General features: G+C 43.8%; 17 protein-coding genes. 14 read left to right on the forward strand and 3 right to left on the reverse strand.

The genetic code is table 11. The features are described 5' to 3' along the window. Positions 1–21: 21 nt before the first annotated feature. Positions 22–894: an esterase/lipase family protein gene (locus ACXQIQ_RS15660; protein ID WP_439301439.1), complete on the reverse strand. Its 873-nt coding sequence runs from the start codon at positions 892–894 to the stop codon at positions 22–24. 223 nt (positions 895–1,117) lie between these two features. On the opposite strand from ACXQIQ_RS15660, the gene ACXQIQ_RS15665 reads away from it, so the two are divergent. The 9 genes from ACXQIQ_RS15665 (at position 1,118) to ACXQIQ_RS15705 (ending at position 8,412) form a co-directional block, all read left to right on the forward strand. Next, positions 1,118–1,861: an SDR family NAD(P)-dependent oxidoreductase gene (locus ACXQIQ_RS15665; RefSeq protein WP_439301438.1), complete on the forward strand. Its 744-nt coding sequence runs from the start codon at positions 1,118–1,120 to the stop codon at positions 1,859–1,861. Positions 1,862–1,990: 129 nt separating this feature from the next. Beyond that, on the forward strand, positions 1,991–2,557 hold the full coding sequence (locus ACXQIQ_RS15670; RefSeq protein WP_439301437.1) for a bifunctional transcriptional activator/DNA repair enzyme AdaA: 567 nt from the start codon (positions 1,991–1,993) through the stop codon (positions 2,555–2,557). A 3-nt stretch (positions 2,558–2,560) separates the two neighbouring features. Beyond that, entirely contained in the window at positions 2,561–3,109 is a 549-nt protein-coding gene (locus ACXQIQ_RS15675) for a methylated-DNA--[protein]-cysteine S-methyltransferase (RefSeq protein WP_439301436.1), read from the forward strand. After that, positions 3,069–3,992, forward strand: coding sequence for a DNA-3-methyladenine glycosylase family protein (locus ACXQIQ_RS15680; protein WP_439301435.1), 924 nt, complete (start codon positions 3,069–3,071; stop codon positions 3,990–3,992). Before ACXQIQ_RS15675 ends, ACXQIQ_RS15680 begins: the two co-directional genes overlap by 41 nt. 157 nt (positions 3,993–4,149) lie before the next feature. Continuing rightward, complete coding sequence (locus tag ACXQIQ_RS15685; RefSeq protein ID WP_439301434.1) at positions 4,150–4,782, forward strand: DsbA family oxidoreductase; 633 nt, start codon at positions 4,150–4,152, stop codon at positions 4,780–4,782. Positions 4,783–4,884: 102 nt separating this feature from the next. Then, a complete protein-coding gene (locus ACXQIQ_RS15690; RefSeq protein ID WP_439301433.1) occupies positions 4,885–5,445 on the forward strand; it encodes a TetR/AcrR family transcriptional regulator in 561 nt (186 codons plus the stop codon). A 15-nt stretch (positions 5,446–5,460) separates the two neighbouring features. Beyond that, positions 5,461–5,889, forward strand: a complete 429-nt coding sequence (locus ACXQIQ_RS15695; RefSeq protein WP_439301432.1) for an OsmC family protein — start codon at positions 5,461–5,463, stop codon at positions 5,887–5,889. A 98-nt stretch (positions 5,890–5,987) separates the two neighbouring features. After that, positions 5,988–7,094 carry a DEAD/DEAH box helicase gene (locus ACXQIQ_RS15700; protein WP_439301431.1) on the forward strand — a complete coding sequence of 369 codons (1,107 nt, stop codon included), beginning with the start codon at positions 5,988–5,990 and terminating at the stop codon, positions 7,092–7,094. A gap of 565 nt (positions 7,095–7,659) precedes the next feature. Then, a complete protein-coding gene (locus ACXQIQ_RS15705; protein ID WP_439301430.1) occupies positions 7,660–8,412 on the forward strand; it encodes a CAP domain-containing protein in 753 nt (250 codons plus the stop codon). Positions 8,413–8,567: 155 nt separating this feature from the next. On the opposite strand, the gene ACXQIQ_RS15710 is transcribed toward ACXQIQ_RS15705, so the two are convergent. Then, on the reverse strand, positions 8,568–9,794 hold the full coding sequence (locus tag ACXQIQ_RS15710; RefSeq protein WP_439301429.1) for an O-antigen ligase family protein: 1,227 nt from the start codon (positions 9,792–9,794) through the stop codon (positions 8,568–8,570). 304 nt (positions 9,795–10,098) lie between these two features. Here ACXQIQ_RS15710 and ACXQIQ_RS15715 point away from each other — a divergent pair, with 304 nt between their 5' ends. Then, entirely contained in the window at positions 10,099–11,019 is a 921-nt protein-coding gene (locus tag ACXQIQ_RS15715) for a Nif3-like dinuclear metal center hexameric protein (RefSeq protein WP_439301428.1), read from the forward strand. 66 nt (positions 11,020–11,085) lie between these two features. After that, complete coding sequence (locus ACXQIQ_RS15720; RefSeq protein WP_439301427.1) at positions 11,086–11,754, forward strand: class I SAM-dependent methyltransferase; 669 nt, start codon at positions 11,086–11,088, stop codon at positions 11,752–11,754. Positions 11,755–11,785: 31 nt separating this feature from the next. Here ACXQIQ_RS15720 and ACXQIQ_RS15725 read toward each other — a convergent pair whose 3' ends face one another. Continuing rightward, a complete protein-coding gene (locus ACXQIQ_RS15725; protein ID WP_439301426.1) occupies positions 11,786–12,205 on the reverse strand; it encodes an organic hydroperoxide resistance protein in 420 nt (139 codons plus the stop codon). Between the two features lie 541 nt (positions 12,206–12,746). Between ACXQIQ_RS15725 and ACXQIQ_RS15730 the strand changes: the two genes are divergently transcribed. The 3 genes from ACXQIQ_RS15730 (at position 12,747) to ACXQIQ_RS15740 (ending at position 18,263) form a co-directional block, all read left to right on the forward strand. Continuing rightward, complete coding sequence (locus ACXQIQ_RS15730) at positions 12,747–14,120, forward strand: ABC transporter substrate-binding protein (RefSeq protein ID WP_439301425.1); 1,374 nt, start codon at positions 12,747–12,749, stop codon at positions 14,118–14,120. Positions 14,121–14,260: 140 nt separating this feature from the next. Next, positions 14,261–17,356, forward strand: a complete 3,096-nt coding sequence (locus ACXQIQ_RS15735; protein WP_439301424.1) for an extracellular solute-binding protein — start codon at positions 14,261–14,263, stop codon at positions 17,354–17,356. Beyond that, positions 17,301–18,263 carry a carbohydrate ABC transporter permease gene (locus tag ACXQIQ_RS15740; protein ID WP_439301423.1) on the forward strand — a complete coding sequence of 321 codons (963 nt, stop codon included), beginning with the start codon at positions 17,301–17,303 and terminating at the stop codon, positions 18,261–18,263. Before ACXQIQ_RS15735 ends, ACXQIQ_RS15740 begins: the two co-directional genes overlap by 56 nt. Positions 18,264–18,279: the final 16 nt, after the last annotated feature.

The following is an 18,279-nucleotide window of genomic DNA, read 5'->3' on the forward strand; positions in this document are numbered from 1 at the left end:
TGAACGGAAGTCCTTTTTCAATCATTTGAATAGTGCTACAGCACGGTCAGGGTCTGCAGGTCCATCATGGTCGAGTGCATCAAATACAAACTGGAAGGCAAGAGGGTCTTGCGCGATGTTTTGATGTTCGATCTGGTCGTATGGGTAGTAATCCTGAATCGTAATGTTCACGACCTTCTTATCGGGACCATTCAAAAAGGCTGAGGTATAGGGAACGACAACTTCATCGTTACGGGTTGTGACGACCGTATACGAGGTGTCACCTGGTGTCTCGTCGCCTTTGTTGAGGTTCGTTATAAAGTCAGAACCTGTAAGCTGTTGATGACAGGCTGTACAGGAGGCCACGTCTGCACCGGTGGTCGTCAGTTCAGTGAAACCTGCGACACCATCTGTCCCATGGTTGGAAGGGACAAGACCGACGAGATCTTCCACCTGGTCTGCGCCTCCTAGGTATTTCATGTAATAACGAGGCATCATACCGCCTTGGCTATGACCGACAATTGATACCTTCTCTGCGCCGGTCAGCTCAAGCACGTTGTCTATGAACGTCTTCAGTTCCGCTGCCGATTGTTCAATGGGACCGGATGCAGGAATCCCGTTTTCGTATCCATAGTTCAGCGCGAATACACAATATCCTTTTTCTTTTAACATAGGGGAAAGATTGATGAAATTCCTTTCCATCGTTTCAAAAGTACCTGGTACGAGGACAACCGGTTCAGGGTGTTCCTCACTTGGACGGCATTGTGGATCATTGGCACCTGGTGGCGGAGGACCTTCCTCTTCACTAAGGAAATCATCCTGTGAACCATTTTCAGCCCAGACCTGTGAATGCTCCGTTCCAAGCAAACTTAAGAAAACCAACATCGAAATGAACAAGCTTATTTGTTTGACCATTGGATCTCCTCTTTTCTTTAGAATGTAAAAAAAGGAGACACACATAAATCCACTAGTGAATTTATGCGCGTCTCCGTGTCTCCTAGCATAAGTGAATATGAACTTAGTCATAATTAAAACATGACATTGAAAGCGTTGTCAAAAGGAAACTTATGGTTCGAGAGGTAGTCTTGGAGGGTATGGAATGGAGAATAGATTATATAAGTAGAGGAGAGAATCGGTCATGTCATTTGAAAATAAAGTCGTTATCGTGACTGGCGCATCGAACGGAATTGGGAGAGGAATCGCCATTGAATATGTGAGCGCTGGAGCGCGTGTGGTACTTGCCGATATGGATGATCGAGCTGGTAGGGAGCTTGAAAAAGAACTGTCGGAAAGAGAAGGGAAGGTACTCTTCATCAAAACAGATGTACGGGAAGAAGCCGATGTGGTCAATTTGATGGTGCAGACGATCCAGGAGTTCGGCAGCATCGACATCCTCATCAATAATGCGGGGGTAACCGTCTTCAAGTCACCATACGAACTGACGATTGAAGAATGGGATGATGTGCTGAATACCAATCTAAGGAGTGTGTTCTTGTGTTCCCGTGAAGCTGCCAAAGTGATGAAAGAACAGGGCGGCTCGATTGTGAACATCGCTTCGACTCGAGCGGGGATGTCTGAGCCGAACTCAGAAGCGTATGCAGCCTCCAAAGGTGGAATCGTTTCGATTACACATGCGCTTGCCCGTTCTTTTGCAGAGGATGATATTACCGTCAACGCGATTTCACCAGGATGGATTCAAACGGAAAACTACGAGCAGTTGAGAGACATCGACCATGACCAGCATCTTTCCAAAAGGGTCGGAAAACCCGAAGACATTGCCCGAGCATGTCTTTACCTGACAGATGAACGGAACGATTTTGTAAATGGGGAGAATATCATCATCGACGGTGGAATGACGAGGAAGATGATGTACGAACACTAATTGAATTGAGCCAGGATCCTTTGGGGTTCTGGCTTTTTTTGATGTTGTAAAATTGCGGTCCTATTCCCTGAGTATTATCAGTTGCGTCCCTTTCGTTTATAATGTGGTAAAACGAATGGGGTGAGCGGAGTGAGTGATCTAATTTTTCAATCGGTGTACCAGACGATGATCGAGCGTGATACAAGATATGACGGTAAGTATTATGTCGGGATCCGTTCAACGGGAATCGTCTGCAGACCGTCTTGCCGGTCGCGCCTGCCGAAGCCGGAAAACGTGATGATCTACCCTTCAGTGGAGGAAGCGCTCAAAGCAGGCTTTCGCCCTTGTAAAAGATGTAAGCCGGAGACTCCGTCATCGCATGGACCGGATGCAGAGATTGCCGATGCAGTGCTGAAAAACATCAGAGAACGGTACCGGGAACCTCTGACCCTTGAGAGGATTGCTGCCGAACTTCTCATGAGTCCGTATCATTTGCAGCGAGTCGTTAAACGTGTGACAGGTTTGACCCCGACCAAACATGTACAAAAATTTCGTGTAGAACAGGCACAAATTTTATTGAAGTCAACGGAATTGAATGTTGCGGAAATTGCATACGCGGTCGGATTCAAAAATGCCTCTCATTTCTCAGCAACATTTAAAAAACTGACAGGCTCAACGCCGAATGAATATCGACTAGAACCAGTTGGAGGTGGATGAAGGATGAGCAACGTGTATTGGGGAACATTTCAGCATGCTGTTTTTGAAGGACGAGATTTATATGTAGCTGTGACGGATCAAGGGCTATGCCGAATCACTTGGCCGACTGAATCGTTTGAGACATTGAAGGGATGGACCGAAAAACAGGTACCAAACGCTCAATTGATTGAGGATGAGGAGAAAATAGCGGATTTTAAACAGCAACTTGCTGAGTATCTGGATGGTAAGCGTGACGCGTTTTCAGTTCCGATCGATTTTAAAGGAACGGCATTTCAGACCTCTGTCTGGCGAGCGTTGACAGATATTCCGTTTGGAGAAACGCGAAGTTATTCTGAAATTGCAGATGCCATAGGGAACCCGAAAGCGGTCAGAGCAGTCGGTACAGCGAATGGAGCGAACCCGGTTCCGATTGTCGTTCCCTGCCATCGTGTAATCGGTAAAAGCAACGCTCTCACCGGTTTTCGTGGAGGACTTAAAACGAAAGAACGATTGCTTCACTTGGAGGGTTATCATGACTTTACACAACAAGGCCATGCCAGATTCCAATTCTAAATCGAGTGTAACGATTTCAACACCTGGGCTTTTCGATTTTGAAGAAGCCTTGGTGTATTTGAATCGCTCATCCCTGGAGTGTATGCACCTAGTAGGAGATGGAGCAGTCTACAAGCTTTTAGAAGTGGATGGGGAGTACACGCTCATTAAGATCAACACCAATAATGAACGTGAATTACAGATCAGTTGTTTGAACAGGACACCGAGTTCCTATGAACCCATCAAAGCGTATGTGAAAGACTGGTTGGATTTGCGAACGGATATGGCACCTTTTTATCGGATGGCTAAGAATGACCCCATATTAGGTGCATTGACTCAAGATTATGCCGGCTTGAGAGTAATCGGGGTACCGGATCTTTTTGAAGCGCTTTGCTGGGCCGTGATTGGGCAACAGGTGAATTTAACATTTGCTTATACTGTGAAAAAGCGGTTAGTCGAATCCTACGGGGACTCCTATGAATGGGATGGGCAGTCTTTTTGGCTGTTCCCGACACCAGAAAAAATTGCGGAATTAACCGTGGAGGATTTGAAGGCACTGCAGTTAACCGGCCGAAAAGCGGAATACATCCTACATATCGCAAAGTTGATGTCTGACGGTGAGCTCTCCAAAGACACTTTAATGGAGATGGAAGCTGAACGAGCAGAAGAAAAACTACTCAGCATCAGGGGGATTGGTCCGTGGTCAGCCCACTATGTGATGATGCGTTGTCTTCGTGATCCTTCCGCTTTTCCAATTGGCGATGCAGGCTTACATAATGCGTTGAAGCATCTCTTAGCAAGGAGTAAAAAGCCTTCTTTAGAGGAAATCCGTTCCATATTCAAGCCTTGGAAAGGATGGGAAGCGTACGCGGTGTTCTATTTGTGGAGGAGTTTACACGGGTAAATGTAAGCTAGCTCACACTTTGAGCATCAAGCTTTGCATCGTACAATGTCCTGTGATACATTCGCATTGTACCAACCGGTTGGTTTTGTTCTGTCGTTGAATAAGTGTCCAATGTTCAGAGGCCATTGGACACAACCGCATCCTAGGAGGTGGCAGCATGTCTACAAAAAAATTGGTCGTTTACTCTGATTTCATTTGTCCATTTTGCTACATCGGAAAAGTGAATGCAGAACGACTGCAGCAAGAGATTCCGGGACTGGAATTGGAGTGGAGAGAGTTCGAGCTTCATCCAGAAGGTCAACCAGATTCGACAAGCCCTTATATGAAGCAAGCGTATGAAAACGTCAAGATGCTTGCGGATCGCCATGGAATCGACATGAAGCCAGAAGTGTTGACGGAAGTGACAAGCGATTCCCGTAAAGCTTTGCTTGGATTTGAATTTGCGAAGGACCAAGGAAAAGAAGCGCAATATCGCGACACGGTTTTCCATGCTTATTGGGTGGAAGGCAAGAATATTGGTCATGATGACGTATTAAGAGAAATTGCAGAGAAAGTATCACTAGATCCCGATGAACTTCTTCATGCAATTGAGAATCCGGTTTATCAGAACCGACTCATCGACTCCATGCAAGATGCACAAGCACAAGGTATTACAGGCGTTCCGACGTATCAGTATGGCGAAATGACATCCGTCGGTGCACAACCGATTTCTGTCTTGAAAAGAATGATTGAAGCTGAAAATGAAAAAGACGGAGCACAAGGGCTTTATTGTGGACCAGATGGTTGCTGATTTTTGAGAGAACCTTGAATGAGGAAATTTCAGTATGTTATGTTTGAATTGTACCGACTGGTTGGTAGGAGTCGGCAATTGAAAACTGAACAGGTGATAATTATGACGACAAAGAAAGAACACATCATTTCAACAACAGCTGAATTGATCCATTCAAAGGGATATGAAAATACAAAGCTCAGCGACATTCTTCATTCAGCTGACATAGGAAAAGGGCAGTTTTATCATTACTTCTCAACAAAAAAAGATTTAGGGATCGCAGTCGTGGACCAATTCGTCCGGACCTGGGAGCAAAATCTCATAGTAGCAATTCTCAAGTCAGACAAGCCTTCGGTTGAGAAGCTGAATGAAATGCTTGATTGGGCGGTTTCGTATCATGAAAAATCAGCAAGCTTTCGTGGCTGCCCGTTCGGAAACCTTGCACTCGAGATGAGTGAACATGATGAAACCTTCCGTGCCAAAGTCAATGATCTATTTGAAAAGTGGATCAACAGTCTTGCGGAAGTTTTGAAAGACTTTGTGGGAGAAGACAAGGCAAGACAACATGCACAAGCGGTTGTCGCCCAAATTGAAGGCGGCATCCTGTTGATGAAGAATTTTCAGGATCTAACGATTCTACAAAATATCGTCGAGAATATAAGAACGCAATACGTAAAGCATTGAAAGGGGAATTCAGCAATGATTGAAAAAATTACAGCTGTATCAAAAGGTATGAACACAACAGGTAAATCTCACGATCACACCGTCGTAATTGACGAACCAGCAAACATGGGTGGTACCGATGATGGTGCCAATCCACTTGCGACACTGCTCATCTCACTTGCAGGTTGCGAAAACGCAATCGCAAACTTTGTTGCAAAAGAGATCGACTTCGACTTGCAAGGAATCGATTTTGAGATCAACGGAGACATCGATCCAAAAGGAATGATGGGAGACAAGAGCGTTCGTCCTTATTTCCAAAAGATCACGGTTAACGCAAAAGTTCAAACAAGCGAGTCTGAAGACCGCATCAAGGAATTGCAAGAAATCGTCGACAGCCGTTGCCCGATCTATACGACAATGGTAGCAGCAGACGTTGAAATGGTTCCAAACTGGGAAAAAGCATAACTTTTAATAGATGAAGTCCCTTCTCTTTTGAAGGGGCTTTTTACTTTTGACGGAAAGTGGAGTAATCTAACATATATCCTACATAAAGCGGTGAAAAAATGACGAATTTCAATACACTAGGCATTACAACTACCTTTATTGATAAATTGGCTGCGCAAGGTATCGTTGAACCTACTCAGATTCAACAAGACACCATCCCGTCGTTGATGAAAGGAAAAGACGTCGTTGGTCAGGCGAAAACTGGTTCAGGTAAAACGATCGCCTTCCTGCTTCCGATGATTGAAAGGGTTCGAGTGGACGATCCTCGCATTCAATCCTTGATCCTCGCGCCTACACGTGAGCTTGCTCTGCAGATTACATCAGAGCTTGGAAAGCTAACGAAGGAGACCGGCATCAAGGTCCTAGCGGTGTATGGTGGACAGGATATCTACAAACAAATGAAAGTACTCGAAGATGCTGTACACATCGTTGTTGGAACCCCTGGTCGAGTTCTGGATCATATGCGAAGAGGGACGATTGATTTATCCACCGTTTCCATGCTTGTATTGGATGAGGCTGATCAAATGCTCCAAATCGGTTTTTTACAAGAAGCGGAAGCCATTATTGATGCCTTGCCAATGGAACGGCTGACAGCACTATTTTCTGCAACGATGCCTGTTGAAATTCTGAAGTTGACGAAGCGATATATGAACAATCCAGATCAAGTCATGGTGGCACTCCGTGATTTGGACATTCATGAAATCAAGGAGTATGTCGTTGAAACGACGGATCGTAAAAAACAACAAGCCCTTCTGAAAACGATCAAGACTGAGCAGCCGTTACTTGGCATCATCTTTTGCCGGACGAAGCGGCGGGTGACGAAGCTGAATACTGCCCTTCAAGAAAAGGGTTATCTAACGGATGAGCTGCATGGTGGTTTGACTCAAGCTAAGAGGGAAGAAGTAATGGAACGTTTTAGAGAAGGTCAGATTCATTTACTTGTGGCTACTGATATTGCTGCTAGAGGACTTGACATTGAAGGTGTAACGCATATTTTCAATTATGATGTTCCGCTTGATGCTGATAGCTACACGCACAGGATCGGTCGAACGGGACGTGCTGGTGAGACTGGGGTAGCAGTGACGTTTATTGCACCGAAGGATCTCTCTACATTAGCTTCGATTGAAAAAGGAATCGATAAAAAAATTGAGCGAGATAAGTATTAAAATGGACTGTTCCCCATTCATTAATGTGCGATTTTCGTCACAATATTCCCATGCAGAAAAGAGTAAAATTATGTATGGAAATCAAGCAAGGGGGTAGTTCGACCATGAAAAAACTCTTTACTAGTGTACCACTTTTTTGGTTGATCTTAAGTGATGAAGTTTTTGCACAGACTCCATTGAATGGAACAGGTCACACGTTTTTTATGTATTTAGTTTCAAGTATTCCGATCTTTTTTTATTTGATTTTAATCTATATTTTCAGTGACTATAAAGTACTCTTTTGGAGAAAGCGTGCTATGTCTTTAGGTGCTCAGTCATCTGGAAAAGTGACTTCGATAAAAACGTACCGTAAATTATCAAAGATCAAAAATCGCATATCCATATGATGTTCAAGTCTTATCACAATGAAGTGGTAAGACTTTTTTATATTTACGATTATTTTGTGATACTGCAGAGATTTTATGATTACCGTAATTTTCCCTATGCACCAAGTGTTACTCAGGTTTCTTTTGTTCAATCATGCAAACATTAAGAAGGCAAAACCTTCAATAAAGGAGATCAGTGCATGAAAAAACAGATCGTAACCTTAAGTCTTACTGCTGTCCTGTCATTAGGTGCTTTGGCAGGATGTAATATGGATACAGACAATAACGAAGAAGGTATGCAACTTAAAACGGTCAATGATAATCGATACAACAATGATGACCTGCGTACTCGTATGAACAATGATCGGTTCCGTCCGATTTGGTACGGTGGTCAAGGGCAATATCGATTAGAGGTGCCGTTTTCTGGGGAAATGAGAGGTAATGGTCCGCAGTACCGTGGTCAAAACGGTGGAGGTATGCCTGCTGATCGAGGAAATTACCAACAAGCTGATCCACAGCAAGGTCAGGATCAGCAAAAGACCCAGCCATCTGCAGATGGTAAGACAATGAGTCAAATTGAACGAGAAGTGGTCGACCTGACCAACCAGGAAAGAGCGAAAAATGGACTACCGAACCTGAAAGCAAGTTCTAAGCTTGCTGAGGTAGCTCAAGCGAAATCCGATGACATGTTGGAAAATGGATACTTCTCTCACAACTCACCGAACTACGGCTCACCTTTCCAGATGATGCAAGAGTTCGGCGTATCTTACCAAACCGCAGCTGAAAACATTGCAGCTGGTCAGCAATCGGCTGAACAGGTTGTAAAAGATTGGATGAACAGCCCAGGACACCGACGTAACATCATGAATCGAGAGCTTACCCATATCGGGATCGGGCACGCGACAGGTGGAAACCAAGGATCGTACTGGACACAGATGTTCATCGAGAAATAAACAAGGAAGAGACTGGATCGCATGCGATCCAGTCTCTTTTATTAGTGCCTGGTACAGATCGAGAAGCCTTGGCGCTGTAGGGGTGCAAATCGGTGCCAGGCACCAATTATGAACCCTTGCGGCTGTAGGGATGGATTTCTATACCTGGCACTGCCCTATAAATAGTACCGGTAGCGTTCGTAAGGGATACTGAAGAATTGCAGATCCCATAACGGAATTCGCGCTGTATACTTGTCCCAGGATGCCATGAGCAGGATTGCCATCACAGCAACCTGCGGTGAGAAGATGACGTAATCGAAAATCCCTGTCAAAAAAATGACCGGAAGCGACAACAAAAATGTATCCAAATTCAAGCTCTGATACTTGATCAGGAACAGGGATGATGCTTTATAGATGTTAATCAGTACGACAACGATCAAAGCGACGCCGCCTAATGCTCCATATTCTGCGAACATCGCTAGAAACAGATTGTGGGCATGTGGTATCTCTTCATGGAACATGTACACATATTCTTCTCTAAAGCCTAAAGGTGTCATTCCGAATAACGGATACTCTTGCCATAGATCAAAGGATTTTTTCCAGATATCTTTTCTTGTTTCGGCTGATTCAAATAGGTTTTCATTTCTCGGCATCCATTCCAAGATGAATTTGTATTGGACGGCTAACATCAATGTGAAGAGGAGTGTGACCACCTTGTTCCATCGAAAGCAAAAAAGGACGAAAATAATCGACATTGTGGCAAAACCGGCTCTTGAACCTGTAAGAATGATCGCATGAATGATTGCTATTATCGCGATGGACTGAAAGCCGACTTTTACATAAGCGGCATTTCTTAGGTTCTTCAACAGCTCCGCCAATAGAAAAGCGAGTCCTAAAAGCAAGATGGTTACCGAAAAATTCGGATTGTATGCAGCACCGATCAGCCTCGGGTAATGGTTTACATCTCCGACTCCGAGTAAGGCTGTGCCTGCCAGATAGTTCTTAATAGTTGGATGGATGGTCACTTCTTGAAAGGGATACAATCCATAAAAGTATAAGCATCCATAAATCGTGATCCATTTATAGACGGAAAAAGTTTTCATAACGCATTCTTTCGTTATCTTAATATATAAACCAATGTAGGCGAGCATTAGAGCTGATACAAGAAAATAAGAGTGATCTTTCATGACCACTCCTGCTCCAAGCGATGAAATGAACATACAGCAAAGCAGGAATAAACCAGGTGTCAGGTTTACTTTTAACCTGTTTTTCCACGCTTTATTCAACGAATAACAACCGATGAGAAGCATTAGGGTTACGCCCAGCGGCGGTAATAGGAAGCACAGGATGATACTGATTGTCATGAAATGCTTCTTGGCAAAGACGGATAGAGACATCATCATTGAAAACCTCTTCTTCTAAGTGATGAGATAAATTTATAATAATCATCATACAAAAGTGGAAGTAAGAAGAGTCCGATTTTACAATAACAACATAATAACTTTACGATGTCTAAATCCTAATGTACCTTCATGTTTCGGTACCAGGTACCGATTCAGAACCCTTGTCGGAGAAGGGCTCCTGATCGGTGCCTGGCACTCTCAAACAAATCGCGTGGCTCAGGGGGTCCTAGACAGTGCCAGGTTCGGTCCCGTGAAGGTACTGTGGTATAGTCGACTATAAAGAGAATAGAGGGGGGCGATACATATGATTTCATTAACGAAAATTGAGAAGGAACTGAATGACTACTTCAGAGTGAAGGAGTTACCTGAAGATCCGGCGTTCAGCCGTTTCATCCCGATGGTTTACGACCCAATCGGTTTTGATTGGAGATCCTTTTTTGAAGAGGATTTTGTCCAACGGTTCAACGGCGTTATGATGCGGGGGAGCGAAACGGTCAAAACGGTATACCTTGCTGTTTTTCCGACGGATGAGGTGTTAGAAAGCTTCATCCAACAAGCGGAGGAAGGAGACCTCCTATTCATGCATCACCCACTTTTGATGGAATGCGGAGATCCGAGAGGAGCATCTGGAAGAGGGTTCGTCCCGATCAAGGAACAGTACATACACCAACTGAAAGAAAAGAAGCTTAGCGTCTACACATGTCACGTGCCAATGGATTATCATGACGAACTCAGTACCGGTTTGGCAATTGCTGAAGCGCTCGATGCGAAGGTGACAGACCGTTTTCTCCCTTATAAAAACACTGGTTACGTAGGCTTGATTGCAACCATTCAAGAAACGAATACGAAAACACTCGCGCATAAGCTTAGAGATATTTTTGCAATTCCATATCTGGATTTTGAAGGTGTGCACCACGAACAGATTGAAAAGGTCGCTATCGTAGCCGGGTGTGGAGATTCGGTCGAAGCGATGAAAGATGCAGAGGACCGGGGTGTACAAGCCTACATAACAGGTGAAGTCCATTGTCATATTGATAACGAGTATGGACAGAAGAAGTACAAAGAGATGATGAATTATGTGCCAATTACCAATATGTCATTGATGGGTGTATCCCACTCGTCCTCTGAATTCCTCGTTATGAAAACTCAAATGAAAAAATGGTTTGAGGATCACTTCCCTTCAGTGAATGTTCGTTTACTTCATCAACACAAATGGTGGTTGTAATGGAGAACGGAACATATACTCGAATAATAAAAAGGGAATTCGACTGACCTAGGGGGGGTGAAACGTTTGAATTGGGCAAAATCGAGCGTCAACAGATGGAATGAACAAGCAGCTTGGTGGGATGAGATGGAATCGATTTGGCAAAAAGGACCACGTGCTGAAATTCTAAAATTCTTCTTCAATTTCATCGGAAACCAACCTCAGAAAATCTTGGATCTTGGGTGCGGTCCTGGTGTAAGCACGAAACGCATGAACCAGTCAGGTCATTGCGCAATCGGTGCTGATCATTCACCAGAAATGGTACAAAAAGCGGGCACACGTGGTGTGGAAGCCCATGTGTGTACCGATAACAGACTTCCATTCCCCGATGAAGCATTTGATGTCGTCTTTGCCTGTACATCCCTGGAATGGACGAATCAACCACACGAACTGATAAAAGAAGCCTCGCGTGTCTTGAAAAAAGACGGTAAATTCGTAGCGGTCACTCTTGGCCCATATGCTGTACCGAGAACAAGTGCATATGATCGCCTTTATGGAAAAGAGGTTGTCCATAACATGATGATGCCGTGGGAACTACATCGGCTTATGGAAGAGCATGGCTTTACACATAAAGAAAACTACGGGGTGTATTCCGGAAAGAACAGGCCGGACTCCAATATCATTCCACTTCTCAAAGACAATTGGGTTGCCAAGTCCTCCTTATCTTTCTTGTATGCGTTTGCTGCAACCAAATAAAAAAGCTGACCAACAGGCCAGCTTTTTTTCATTACACTGCTTTCGTATTTAGCTCCACATCAATGTTGTTCCTCGTTGCTTTTGAGTATGGACAAACTTGATGAGCCTTCTCGACTAATTCTTCTGCTTCCTCCTGGCTGACGCCATTCACTTCCACATTCAGTGTCACACCAATTTTAAATCCGTTATCACTCGGGTCCTTCATGAAACTGACATCAGCTGTAACAGATGAATCAATGTCCTTTTTTGATTTGGAAGCGACGAGGTTGAGCGCTCCATCAAAGCAAGATGCATATCCAGAAGCAAACAATTCCTCAGGGTTGGTTCCCTTCTTATCCGTGTCGTCCGTCGGCATCACAAGATCATGGTCGATCTGTCCTGTGCTGGACTTCACATGGCCTTTTCTTCCGCCTTTTGCCGTCGCATGTGCTGTGAATAATACATCACTCATCTTAAATTCCTCCTCTTTTGCTACAAACATACACTTCTAATGTTCCTCTAATATCGCAAATAAAAACATTCGATGGTTCTGGATTACACAGTCTTTTATACGACTTTTGTATAATTGTTAGAAAATTTTAAAAAAACTATTGAATTGAAAGGGCTTTCATGGTAATTTCTTAAATAACGACAATCGAAACGTTTCGATAAATAGCGCATATGAACCCAAAACTAATGTTTGTGCATCTAAGAAGCTGATGTCTAGTACATAAGTAACACCTGTGAAATTGTGAGCTCTAGTATCTTTAATTAATCGCTATAATCACTATTTGTTAAGCTTTTTAACCGAATTGGAAGTCATGAGCTTCAAACTGTCTACATCTGAAATCTTATACGGATTTCATTTGAAGAATTTATCGATACGTTTCAATCACATCGATTTTCCATATCATCAGGTTTATCTATTTTCCAAAAGGAGGTCCGTAGGTCTTAGGGGATCACAGGAACATGTGTAGGGAAACGACTAAAAAATTACAAAGTGAGGGATTCAATTGAAAAGCAGTAAATTGTTTCATTGTATATTTGTAGTTTTGCTTAGTTTTGCTGTTGTGTTGACGGGTTGTAAGAGTAATGAACCAGCCGGCTCAGAAGGATCGGAGAACGAGAATAGTAACAAAGAATCATCCGAAGATTCCGGTGATAAGGTCACCATTACATATGGTACATGGCAGGATGAAAAAGAGGTGGATCAAGTCATCAAAGCTTTTGAAGCATCCCATCCCAATATTGAAGTCAAATTGGATAAATCACTTGGGTGGCCGTGGAATGAAAAATTGTCCGCTGCAGCTGCAGCAGGTAAGCTTCCAGATGTGTTTTGGACATTCGGAGTTCCGACAGCTGTAACGAACGGATGGCTGGAAGATTTGACGCCTTACTTGGAAAAAGACGAAGATTATGATCCTGAAAAAACATTTGAGAGTATTCTGAACACCGCCAATTATGAAGGTCATCAATACGCGATGCCACATTCGTTACACGCGATTGTTATGCTGCTCAACACGGACTTGTTTGAAAAAGAAAATGTCCAGGTCCCAGATAGCAGTTGGACATTAGATGATTTACGGAAAGCTTCCGTACAATTGACGAATTACAATGAGCATCAATTCGGATTCCTGAACCCACGTGCCTATCGTGAAGTACTCCCGGTTCAATTCGACAATTCCCTGGAATGGGGTACTTGGGATGGCGAACAATACAACTTCAGTTCTGCAGCTTATGTAGATTCACAGAATTACATCAACACACTATGGAGTGAAGATAAAGTTAGTCCGGATTTCTACGAGCAAGCGGAAAGAGAAAAGTGGTATGGAAAGGACAAGGACCCTTGGACGCTCGGGAAAGTGGGAATTCGATATGACGGGACATGGGGTCTTACAGGAAACAAAGAAAATAATAAATTCAATTGGACAGTCCTCCCGATTCCTGGTATTGAAGGAAACCGCCTTCCTCTAGTCGCTGACTATGTCGGGATCTCCAAAAGTTCAAAACATAAAGAAGCATCGTATGAATTCTTGAAGTGGTTAACGCTGTCAAAAGAAGGCTGGTTTGACCGAAAAGACGCAGGTGTTCCTGTGGCAAGAAGTATTCCACTTGTCAACGATGAAGAAATTTGGGACGCGTATCTGAGTGATGAAAACGTTCCAGAAGAGATGAAAGAAATCATTAAGGAAATTCCAAATGGTACAGTCGATCCGTTGAAAGCACATCCAGGTTATACAGAAGCCTTGAATATCATCGGACCTATGAATGAAAAGTTCGACAAGGGTGAAGCAAAGCCGAGTGATGTTGGACCTGAAATGGAAAAGAAAGCGAATGCGACCTATGAAAAAGCGATGGAAGAATTAGAAAAAGCTATAAACAAGTGATCGAACGAACTTGAAAAATGGATGGGGCTTATTACCTCCCCATCCATTGTATTTTATATCACACTACATAAGCTGAATTCTAGACTGCACCGAAAGTGTAGTGCTTGAATTTTTACTCTGCTAAGAGAAGGAGAAATCCTATGCGCAGAAAAACCATTACCTTTCTACTAATTGGTTTGTTATTGCTAACTACTGGATTACTTATAAAAGACCAATCGTCTTCTGTCAGTTTGGCCAACACGGACAAAAAATCTGATACAGGGGATTTATTGGACGATCTCTTCAATGACGATAAGAAAAAAGACAATGAATCCAAGGACGATGGCAAAAAGAAAGACAAAAAAGAGCAATATGAAACGAGAGTCGTCGAAGCGGATTACAAGGATCGATTAACTCAGTGGGAAGACGAAGGGATATCGGATACGAAAGGCTTCCAAAAAGTTATAGAGCCTGAACAGTTTACCAACACAAAAAAGCAATTGGAATTGACCAGACATGAGGATTACGAAGGTCAAGTGTTTCAGTGGGAAGAAGCAACCAAAGAATTGCAATTCTCCATCAATGTTCCGAAAGAAGGTCTTTATGAAATTCATGTTGATTACTTTGCCTTGCCTGGAAAAATCATTCCGATTGAGCGAGGCATCAAAGTCAATGGAGAATTTCAATACTATGAATCCAGAAGAATCGTCCTTCCACGATTATGGAAGGATTCTGTAAATAAATTCGAGGAAGATAAACTTGGAAACCAAGTCTTTCCGAAACAAGAAGAAATTCGTACTTGGCAGGATCGACCCTTCATGGATGCGAGTTATCTCTTCGATCGCCCACTTAAGTTCCATTTAAAAAAGGGTGAAAATACACTCACGCTCCTGAATATACGTGAACCGATGCTTTTGGGAGACGTTACGGTCAAGTCACCAGAAACTCCTCCATCCTACAATGAATATCTACAGAAGAATGATGCGAATCAAAAAGCCAAAGGTTTGCTCGAGCTTGAAGCCGAGCACCCACATCATAAAACCGATTCCTCGATAAGAGCGTTATCGAACGGTGAGCCGAATGTGACACCGAATCGTGGAAGTAAGCTCTCTCTGAATGCGTTCGGAGGCGATACATGGAAAGCGGGTGGACAAGCGGTCACTTGGAAAATCGATGTCGAAGAGGCGGGGTTCTATCAGCTAGCCTTCAAATATAACCAGTATTTCAATGTGAATGTGCCAGTATATCGAACCATTAAAATTGATGGTGAAATTCCATTCGAGGAATTGTTGAAATACCCATTTGATTACACGACAGAATGGAAAAACGAAACGTTATCCGATGCGAATGGGAAACCTTTTCAATTTTACCTGACAAAAGGGGAACATGAGCTTACGTTCGTTAGTAATCCATCACCATACCAACCTGTCATCAGTACGATCAAGGATGTCATGGAAGAAGTGAATGATCTTTCATTAGAAATCCAGATGGCTACCGGGAAGTCTGTTGATACCAATCGGGATTGGGATATTGAAGAACAGATTCCGGATATCGTACCCCGCTTGAATGAGCTTGCAGAAAAGCTCAGGAATCGATATGCCTACCTTGAAAAGTTGAGTAACAACAAACCCGATCAAGCGAGAAACTTGATGATCAGTGCAAATCAACTGGAGGATATCGCAAATGAACCGGATAAGATTCCTGTTCGTTTCAAGGAATTATCACAAAGCTCAGGATCTGTGACGCAACGGCTTGGAGATTTGTTGCTATTGTTACCGAACCAACCTTTGCAGTTCGATAAATTTTATGTGTACTCTGATGAAGATTTGCCGGATGCGAAAGCGAACTTGTTGCAAAAAGCAGGATCCATGGCGGTCAACTTTTTTTCCTCTTTCACCAAGGATTACACCCAGGTAAGCTCGACCGATGAAGAAGCCATCGAAATCTGGGTGAACCGCCCACGTCAATATGTGATGCTCATGCAGCAAATGGCCAATGAAGATTTTACAAAAGAAACGGGAATCAAGGTTAATTTGAGCTTGATGCCTTCAGAGGAGAAGTTGATTCTGGCGAATGCTTCCGACGAATCACCTGATCTCGCTATGGGTATCCAACAGAAGCTGCCGTTTGAACTTTCCGTGAGGGACGCTCTTGCTGATCTGAGTCAGTTTTCGGACTACGATCAAGTCATTGAACGCTTTTCACCTGGGGCACTTCTCCCGTTCATGTACGACGAAGGGACTTACGCCTTACCAGAAACACAAGAATTTTATGTGTTGTTCTATCGGAAGGATATCTTGCAGGCACTTGATATGAAAGTGCCAGACACGTGGGAAGACGTGCAAAAAATGCTCCCGAAACTCCAAAGGTTCGGAATGAACTTCTATGTACCGATTGCCGGACAAGGTGGTCTTAAAGAGCCGGCTGTGACCGTCCCATATATCTACCAGCATGGTGGAGAGCTGTTCAATGAGGATGGAATGAGTACAGCGATAGGGAGCGATGCTGCATTGAAAGGCTTCAAACAGATGACGAATCTGTTCACGATTTACAGCATGCCGCTTCAGGTTCCGAACTTTTACAGTCATTTCAGGCAAGGAGATCTTCCGATCGGGATTGCTGATTTCGATAATTACGTCAAAATCACGGCTGCTGCTCCTGAGCTTCAAGGCTGGTGGGGAATCGCCCCTTATCCAGGCGTGAAAAATGAAGAAGGTGAAGTCGTCCGATGGGCACCAGGAACCGGGAAAGGTGTCATCATGTTCGACAGCAGTGAGAAAAAGCAAAACGCCTGGGAATTCATCAAATGGTGGACGTCGAAAAATACACAATCTGAATTCGGAAATTTGATCGAGACGATTTATGGTACAGAATTCAGATGGAATACGTCCAATGTTGAAGCCCTGAGTGAACTGCCATGGCCGGATGAGGATTTGAAGGTCATCAAGGACCAATGGGATTGGTTGAGGGATATCCCGCATGTGCCTGGTGATTACATGCTTGAGCGGGAAATCAGCAACGCCTGGAATAAAGTCGTATTCGAGGGCGAGAACGAACGAAAAGCGATTGAAGATGCAGTCATTACGACCAATCGAGAAATGCGGAAGAAGCTTGAAGAGTTTGGTTTTATCAAGAATGGAAAAGTGGTCGAAGAACTAGAAGTCCCTACAATCGAAAAAATACAGTCAAAGGGGGAGGCACGTGAAACCGGTAACCAATACAGAGCAGAACGTCAACATCCGATCAAAGACGAATAGTCGGGCAGCGGTATGGTGGGAAGCGGTCAAAAAGGAATTGAGTGCCTTAGGATTCGTCGCCCCTTTCTTGATTGTCTTTTCATTGTTCATCGTCATACCTGTCATTGTTGCAGCGTATTTTGCGTTCACCTATTTCAATACGATTCAGCCTCCGGAATTCGTGGGACTCAAAAACTTCGTGAACTTGATTACGCAAGACAACGTGTTCATGATGCACGTCTTGCCGAATACCTTCCAGTTCGCCTTGATTGTCGGTGTCGGAGGGTATGTCCTTGCCTTTTTCCTGGCGTGGATGCTTGCTCAGATCCCGAAGAAACCGAGAACGATTTTAACGCTTGCGATCTACTCCCCTTCCATGACGGCTGGGGTAGCCATGTCCGTTGTATGGCTCATCCTGTTCAGTGGAGATCGTGCCGGATATTTGAACAGTATATTGATCCATATCGGTTTCATCAATGAACCGATTCAATGGCTGCAATCTCCAGCACATCTTATGACCATCATGATCCTCGTATCCCTTTGGAACAGTATGGGCGTCGGATTCCTGGCCATGTTGGCAGGTATCCTGAATGTCGATCGGGAGTTGTATGAGGCAGCTTATATTGATGGAATGAGGAACCGGTTCCAGGAGATCTGGTATATCACGATTCCACAGATGAAGCCGCAAATGTTGTTCGGTGCGGTAATGGCGGTCGTCCAGACATTCCAGGCCGGTGACATAGCCGTGCAGCTTTCTGGATCGAATCCTACTCCACAATATTCGGGTCAGTTGATTCTGACACACATCGCGGACCATGGATTCATCCGTTTTGACATGGGATATGCATCTGCCATTTCACTCGTCCTTCTCATATTTGTTTATGGTGTATCCAGGTTCTGTTGGCGCTTGTTCGGTGAAAAGGACTAACTTAGCATTGACCTTC

The sequence above is a fragment of the Pseudalkalibacillus sp. Hm43 genome (assembly GCF_054170705.1).